The following is a 6,848-nucleotide window of genomic DNA, read 5'->3' as shown; positions in this document are numbered from 1 at the left end:
TTGCTTATAATTTTCTGCCGAAAAAACCTTCTTTAAAATACGAAACAATTAAAACTAACCAATTAGCGGTCTTTTATTAATCGAGTTCAGGTTATAAATGTCCATAGGTCGGCATTATAGTCCCGGGAAAGCCTCGGATTGTTGAATTGGAAAAAAGTGCACAGCCCTCTTTTTTTGGGCCATCGTATTGGCTGCGGAGCAACTTTGTATGTCGCAGCTTATTTATTGTTCCCCATAAAGTTGCAGAATAGGAGCTACAAAGTTCCTGGTTGTTTTCTAGTGTTGGAATGTCAGGTACTTGCCTGTGCTTCTATAGCCCTTCTGAATCGCTTGCAATTCTATTCCCGTTCGGTCCTGTTCCTTGAAATACGATCTCCAAACGGGTGCCATGTTCATTTTTTGAATCAATCGTGCATTCGCCTTTTAAAACATGGGTACGTTGTCTTATGTTTTTCAAGCCGATACCGTTCCTTGCCTTGTCCAGATTAAAACCAATGCCATCGTCCAGGATACGTAAAGTAATCTTATTGCCCGTCTTCAGCAGGATGATTTCTGCTTTTTTTGCCCGGGCATATTTGTTTATATTTTGAATTGCTTCCTGAATTATCCTGTAGACATGTATCTTTTTTTCACTGGAAACCAAGGACCAATCTATATATTTATCTATGGACAAATCAAATACGGTACTGAATTCGTTTTGCTGTGCTGCCACCAAGGTCGTCAATGTTTTTTGGAAACTGTCGTCCTCGAAAAGCAGGTTGTGTTGCAGATCATGCGACACTTTCCTGATTTCGGTCTCAGCCGCTATCAGTTCCTGCACTAATTCTTCCTTCCTATTCGATTGTTCGGATTGGAGCAGCATCAAATTGAAGCGCGTTGTAAAGATGCGGTTTACTATACCGTCATGCAATTCCATCGCAATCCTGTTTCTCTCTTCCAGCCGAACCCTGTCTGTTTCAGAACGTTGTCCAAGTATCAGCTGATAAATCTTTTCATTTGACTCCTTCTGCTTCTTGATGAAAAGCAATTCCTTGTTCTTGGACCGTAGCCTGTAGATAATGAAGGAAGTCCCCAATATCAAAATAATACAGGCCGCCCCAACGGTAATATTTCTATTTCTTCTGGACAGGAATGCATTTTTCTTTTCCACCTGATTGGTCTCATACGCAATCCGGGCAAATTTATTCCTTGTATTTCGTTCCAGCGTATAAAGGCTATCGGTGATTTTCATGTATAGGCTATCATAAGGTCCCTTATCGGTGCCGTCATTTTCGGATAACAATTTCAGCGCATTCTTGCTATCGTAACTGCTGTTGATTTTCTTGGCCAGTTCATATCCCTGCCTAATGTATTCGATGCCCTTGCATGTCTGTTTTTTCTGCAGATAAAATTCTCCAATGCTTATCTTGCTGCTCACTATTCCTTCCTCAATTTTATGATCCTTCCTTATTTCCAATGATTCCAATAGCAACGCTTCTATTTTTTCGTCATTTCCACCTTTTTTTAATAGTGCAGAGGCGAGATGGTTCAAGAGCATGGCATATAATCTCGGATGACTCTCTTTGATCCTTTCCGATGCTAAGCCCCTTTCATAGAGCTTGATTGCTTCATTGTAACTGCCTGCTTTCTCATAAAGGCCTCCCATATTGTTGTAGATGGAAGCCCTGGATTTTATCAATTTGGTCGGATTATATTTTTTTTGCTCCAGTAGGTCTAACTTTTTCAAGGCCAAGTTAAAGTACCGCAGGGAGTTCTTATAGTCGTTGAGCTCCTTAAGATTCAGTGCCATCAAGTTGTAACCTTCATACACCAACCTCTCATTTTCCGTGGTATTTAAAAACTCCAATGCCTGTGCGGTTAGCATCTCACTTTCGGTAAAAATCCCTGCATCGTAAAGTATTCCTGCCTTGTATAATATCGTACGGCCACTATTCAGGGCATCATCTATTTTCTTGTATAATCTTTCTGCCTTGGAGTAGTATTTGAAGGCACTGTCAATCTGCAATTCCCTTTCATAATAGTCCCCTATGAAGTAAAGTGATTTGGCCAAGTGTGCCGTGTCCCTGCTTTCAATCGCTAGTTGCTGTATTTTTGTAGTGGTGGCTAAATACTTGTCATACCTGTCCAATTCATAATAAAGTCCTGAAGCTTTGAAAAGCAAGCTACGACTAATTGAGTCATTCCTTCCCTGTAGCAGGTATTGGCAGACTGTGTCCAGATTTCTTTCCCGAATTTTTCTGTCTGCATTTGCATCGCTAGCGGTTTCAAAAAGTGCTGCTTCTTTTTGATATGGAGTAGTTTCTTCCTTCCTGCAGGATATTACGATTATAAATACTATTACTATTTTTACTTTCAATTCCTGGATATTTTCACTAGCCAAAAATATATATTAAAAACCAGGTAGCAGTCACATTGTACCTGGTTTTTTTTGCCTATCCTTTCACTTTATCCTTATCCCTGTCATCATCTCCATGTTCACCGGGAGGTGGTGGCGTAGGTACATGAGGAATATTGTTATGCTGTATTGTTATTTCGTCGTCTTCGATGCCTTCGGTGGTGCAAGATGTTGTAAAAAGAACTGCTATAAAGCAACAACTGGTAAAAAAAAATAGCTTTTTCATAAAAATAGATTTTGGGAATATTGGTATATCCGGTAGCTTCCGCAAAATGCGGCTTACCTTATTTAAGAAAAGCTGGGAATTAGCTGTTCTGAACCATCAAGAATGACATCAAATCGTGTATGTGATGTTTCCCCAAACTCAATAATTGAATAAAAGCTTTTATCGATTTAGTGTTTCAAATCTTTGGCAAATTACATCATGGAAACAAAATCATTGACTTTTTTGCCAGGGATGTTGTGAAATGTGAAGACCTGTTAGGTTGGTCCGAAAAGAAAAGGGTGAAATGGGATGTTTTTACGCTTCTGTCTTAAAATAGTGTTGTCAGAGGTCTATCTTTCGGATTATAGCTTCGATATTTTTCCTGTAGGTGAGCGAAAAGGGGAGGACTTCATTATAATTAATGTAGCATTTTGATTTGCTGAAGTGTATCCTTGATACATGGTTGATGTTTACCACATAGCTTTTGTGGATTCTTAAAAAGTAAAAGGGAAGTGCATTTTCAAAATGCTTCAGTGTTTTGTAGGCATTCACCACTTTGCCATTTATCAATTGTATATCCGTTGTGTTGTTATCAGCTTTGAGATATACCACATCCTCTAGATTGACAAATTGATAATCGCTATAGGATTTTATGCAGATGGTGGTACTTTTTTTTTCGGGTACTCGCTTTTCAAATTTGAAGAGTGTCTTTGCGAGCTCGTGTGCAGTAATCCCACCTATTATGTAATCAGAAAACCCATTTTGTATGGCATTTATGGCAAATTTATTTGAAGGAGCGGTAGCAATGAGATAAGGAAGTGGATTGCTATACTGTAGCATTTCTCCCATCACCTTAAATAACGCATCATTACCCTCTACCGTTTCGTCAATTCCTATTAGGACCAGATGAGGTTTGGATTTTATAATTGAATTTATCGCCGTTTGAGTATCTTTGAAATTTCCTACACAAAAATAATTGGGAAAACTATCGAATAGCAAAATAGTTTCTGCTAAGGCAGGTTCATTATTATTGACAACTATGAAAGAGAATTGCATATGAGACTTTTTAAAGGTGATGCAAACTACAGAGGACATTGTTTTTTAGAAGCTATAAAAACCATCAAGTTTGTTAAAATTTTCAAGACATGAATATTCTTATCGTTGACGACCATCCTATGACCGTTTCGGGCTATATCGAGAGCCTTTCCTTGGCTAAATTGCTACCACAGCCGTTAATGCTTTACAAAGCTTATACTTGTGAGGAAGCGTTTCAAAAGTCGCGTGAGGCGCTATCACTCGAATTGGCGATTATTGATTATGGGTTGCCTGCCTACGAAACCGAAAATCTGCATTCAGGAAGTGATGTTGCCATCATGATTCGCCAGCAACATCCAAATTGCAAGATCGTTATGATAACGGCCCATACCGAAATACTCCTTGTGTATGGTATCTTAAAATCGGTTCAACCCGATGGGTTGCTTCTTAAAAATGAAATTACTCCTGAAAATCTGCCCTTGATTGTACAACAAATCTTGATTGGAAATCCCTTTCAGAGTAGCGGGGCAAGGCATATCATCAGGGAAATTTGGAAAAAAGATCTTTTAGTGGATGATGTCAATCGTGAAATCCTTCTTTATCTTTCAAAAGGGTATAAGATTAAAAAAATTGAAACGGTCTTATCGCTTTCCATAAGTGCCATTCAACGCCGTATTTCAATGATGAAGGATGCTTTTGATGTCAAGGAAGATTCCAGTCTTGTAGAAGAGGCATTTCTAAACGGTTTTTTGTAGAATATTTATTTTAACATTTTTAGGATAAAAAGTAGCGTTGTCTTTTGACAAGGTCTTATAACTTCGTACTGATAGAAATTTGATTTTTAGAAAGTTTGTGTACAGGACTAGTAAAAACAACGTAATTTCCTATCAGAGTAAAAAAAATATTTATTAATCATCAAAAAAACAAAAAGATGAAAAAATTAACTGGAATTGAGAAAGGTTTTTCTTCGTTTGAAAACAAAGAAATGAAAAATTTACAGTCTATTATTGGCGGAGGAGGAACACAGCAAAGTATACAGTCTAATGTTCCTTCAAGGCCAGATGCTGTAGAACATGATAAGTATACTGATAATGGAAGATACATAGGTCGAATAGAAGTTGGACCTCTTGAGTAGTATTTTATTCCACATTTATTTGTAACTTCTTTGATTTTACTTTATTTAGGAGGGGAGCAATCTCCTCTTTTTACTTTTAAATGTTAATTAAGTACTAATAATTATAGTCACTCCATAAAAACAATAATTACTAAACCCTCTATGGATAAAAATTACGCTATTTTCCTTTGCGTTTAGTAATCGTGTTTTAGTAAAAAAAAGCCAAATTATGAGATCATTTTTTTTTATCACAGTTTTCATTACGTTAGCAAGTTTTTCTACTTTATCCTGCAAAGGCAGGAATTACATTACTTATTACAATAAAGCAAATGCTATTGATAGTGTTTATAAGATAAATCGTGATACCATTGCTTTTATAAAACGATACAAAAAAATATATAGAAAATACAATCCGCCCAAGAGCAATGGAGGATTTAGCAAATATGAGACCTATATTGTTTTTTCTGACAAGTACAGCAAAAAATTCGGAGGAAAAAAGAGCGTGTATAAACTACTTGATTTAGTTGCTCCTTATAATGAGCATTACAAAACATTGTTTCCGCTTTGCGAAAAATACGGAATAGATAGTTTAAGTGTTGAGCAAAAAATAGCGAGTAGCAAAAGCAAGATGAATAAACGACTGATCGATTCGTTTTCTGTTGCTTTTGTTCGGGACCAAAAAGAAGAACGTTCAGATTCTGTGACTATGGTAAAAAATGATAGAAAAAATGCAAGACTTCTAAAATGGACAATACAGAATTATGGTTATCCTTCACCACAGAAAATTGGTATTACAGGAAATGACAGTGTTTTTATGCCGATGAGGACCTTTTTAAGTCACATGGCATACGTAGATGAATATTATCCCTTTTTTAAAGATGAATTGTTGAAGTATGTGAAGTCTGGAGAATGTTCTCCCCAAGAATATGCAACAATGGTTGATCGGCATGAACGGAATAGTGGTAGAGAAATCCTCTATGATGAATACTTTGGGGAGTTTTCAGATACTCTAAAAGTAAATCGAAATAGAAGAAGTATTGGGTTGAGAAGCTTGAACTATAATGTGAAAAAGTAAGATAATCAAGTTAAAAAAAATGATACTAATATTTTCAACAAACCAAGAACCTACGACAACAGAGGTCACAAGGTGGTTGACATTTATGAAAAAAAGTTTTATTCGCGTAAATGAAAATGAAGTTTTTGAAATTAAAGTCAATCAGAAAAGAATCTTTCTTGAAAGTCAAAAAAATAGTTTTTTTCTTGATGAAGTAAGTAGCGTATGGTATCGTAGAGGAGGTTTGATATTTAAACATTGTCGATATGTAAATAAAGCTATTGATTTGCATATGGATGAAACTCAACATTGGTTGCAGGATTATGTAAGCAAAACATTAGAATCTAAAAGACATCTTAATAAGCAAACCACTAACAATGTTAACAAATTGATTGTCTTAGATAAAGCAAGAGAAAGCGGATTGGATGTTCCAAAATATTTTTTAGCGGAAAACACCAACGATGTCATCTTAAATGAAACCATCATAAAATCTATAACTCAAAATGTTGTCTTGGACGATATAGAAAAGGATTTGGATGGAATAATGTATACCAACGTAGTAGAAGAACACGAGAATGAAAATTTTTTTATTTCTTTTTTCCAGGAAAAAATAGAGAAAGATTTTGAAATTAGAAGTTTTTATTTGGACGGAAAAATTTGGTCATTTGCGATTTTTTCACAAAATGATGAACAAACTAAAATTGATTTTCGAAGATATAATACTAAAAACCCTAATAGAAACGTAAGGTATAATCTTCCAATAGAAATTGAAGAAAGAATTCACACTCTTATGAAATCTTTAGACCTAAATTGTGGTTCTTTAGATTTTTTAAAGAATGCAGATACATACTATTTTTTAGAAGTTAATCCTGTCGGTCAATTTGCGGGTTTGTCCGCAATATGTAATTACTCTCTGACAAGGGAGATAGCCAATTATCTATGAAAAAAAAAATTAAGGAAAAGCACAAATTACCTCTTACGTTTAAATATATGGAGCCTTTTAGGAAACAGAAAAACAAGAGAAGTAAAAGAGAAGATACTATCT

Annotated in this window: 7 protein-coding genes; 4 read left to right on the top strand and 3 right to left on the bottom strand. The window is 35.7% G+C overall.

Translation table 11 applies throughout. The annotated features are described in order from the left end of the window. Positions 1–310: 310 nt before the first annotated feature. From J2X31_RS10885 to J2X31_RS10875, 3 genes are all read right to left on the bottom strand, one after another. Positions 311–2,161, bottom strand: a complete 1,851-nt coding sequence (locus J2X31_RS10885; protein WP_310026701.1) for a tetratricopeptide repeat-containing sensor histidine kinase — start codon at positions 2,159–2,161, stop codon at positions 311–313. Between the two features lie 271 nt (positions 2,162–2,432). Beyond that, positions 2,433–2,621 carry a hypothetical protein gene (locus tag J2X31_RS10880; RefSeq protein WP_310026699.1) on the bottom strand — a complete coding sequence of 63 codons (189 nt, stop codon included), beginning with the start codon at positions 2,619–2,621 and terminating at the stop codon, positions 2,433–2,435. 321 nt (positions 2,622–2,942) lie between these two features. Further along, positions 2,943–3,656 carry a LytR/AlgR family response regulator transcription factor gene (locus tag J2X31_RS10875; RefSeq protein WP_310026697.1) on the bottom strand — a complete coding sequence of 238 codons (714 nt, stop codon included), beginning with the start codon at positions 3,654–3,656 and terminating at the stop codon, positions 2,943–2,945. A gap of 89 nt (positions 3,657–3,745) precedes the next feature. Here J2X31_RS10875 and J2X31_RS10870 point away from each other — a divergent pair, with 89 nt between their 5' ends. From J2X31_RS10870 to gwsG, 4 genes are all read left to right on the top strand, one after another. Next, positions 3,746–4,390 carry a response regulator gene (locus J2X31_RS10870; protein WP_310026696.1) on the top strand — a complete coding sequence of 215 codons (645 nt, stop codon included), beginning with the start codon at positions 3,746–3,748 and terminating at the stop codon, positions 4,388–4,390. Positions 4,391–4,566: 176 nt separating this feature from the next. Beyond that, positions 4,567–4,770 (top strand): hypothetical protein, encoded by a 204-nt coding sequence (locus J2X31_RS10865; RefSeq protein WP_310026695.1) that lies wholly within the window; start codon positions 4,567–4,569, stop codon positions 4,768–4,770. 208 nt (positions 4,771–4,978) lie between these two features. After that, positions 4,979–5,824, top strand: coding sequence for a hypothetical protein (locus tag J2X31_RS10860; protein WP_310026693.1), 846 nt, complete (start codon positions 4,979–4,981; stop codon positions 5,822–5,824). A gap of 19 nt (positions 5,825–5,843) precedes the next feature. Continuing rightward, the gene (gwsG, locus tag J2X31_RS10855; protein WP_310026690.1) at positions 5,844–6,746 is read left to right on the top strand and encodes a grasp-with-spasm system ATP-grasp peptide maturase; all 903 of its coding nucleotides are present in this window, start codon (positions 5,844–5,846) and stop codon (positions 6,744–6,746) included. Positions 6,747–6,848 lie beyond the last annotated feature (102 nt).

It is taken from the genome of Flavobacterium arsenatis (assembly GCF_031456785.1).
In the GTDB taxonomy this organism is placed as follows: Bacteria; Bacteroidota; Bacteroidia; order Flavobacteriales; family Flavobacteriaceae; genus Flavobacterium; species Flavobacterium arsenatis.
This window is presented reverse-complemented; position numbering and strand designations above follow the sequence as displayed.

What these genes read in the sequence shown, in the direction of transcription:
- J2X31_RS10880 (WP_310026699.1), bottom strand. Translation starts at nt 2,621, where the DNA reads ATGAAAAAGCTATTTTTTTTTACCAGTTGTTGCTTTATAGCAGTTCTT.
- J2X31_RS10875 (WP_310026697.1), bottom strand. Translation starts at nt 3,656, where the DNA reads ATGCAATTCTCTTTCATAGTTGTCAATAATAATGAACCTGCCTTAGCA.
- J2X31_RS10870 (WP_310026696.1), top strand. Translation starts at nt 3,746, where the DNA reads ATGAATATTCTTATCGTTGACGACCATCCTATGACCGTTTCGGGCTAT.
- J2X31_RS10865 (WP_310026695.1), top strand. Translation starts at nt 4,567, where the DNA reads ATGAAAAAATTAACTGGAATTGAGAAAGGTTTTTCTTCGTTTGAAAAC.
- J2X31_RS10860 (WP_310026693.1), top strand. Translation starts at nt 4,979, where the DNA reads ATGAGATCATTTTTTTTTATCACAGTTTTCATTACGTTAGCAAGTTTT.
- gwsG (WP_310026690.1), top strand. Translation starts at nt 5,844, where the DNA reads ATGATACTAATATTTTCAACAAACCAAGAACCTACGACAACAGAGGTC.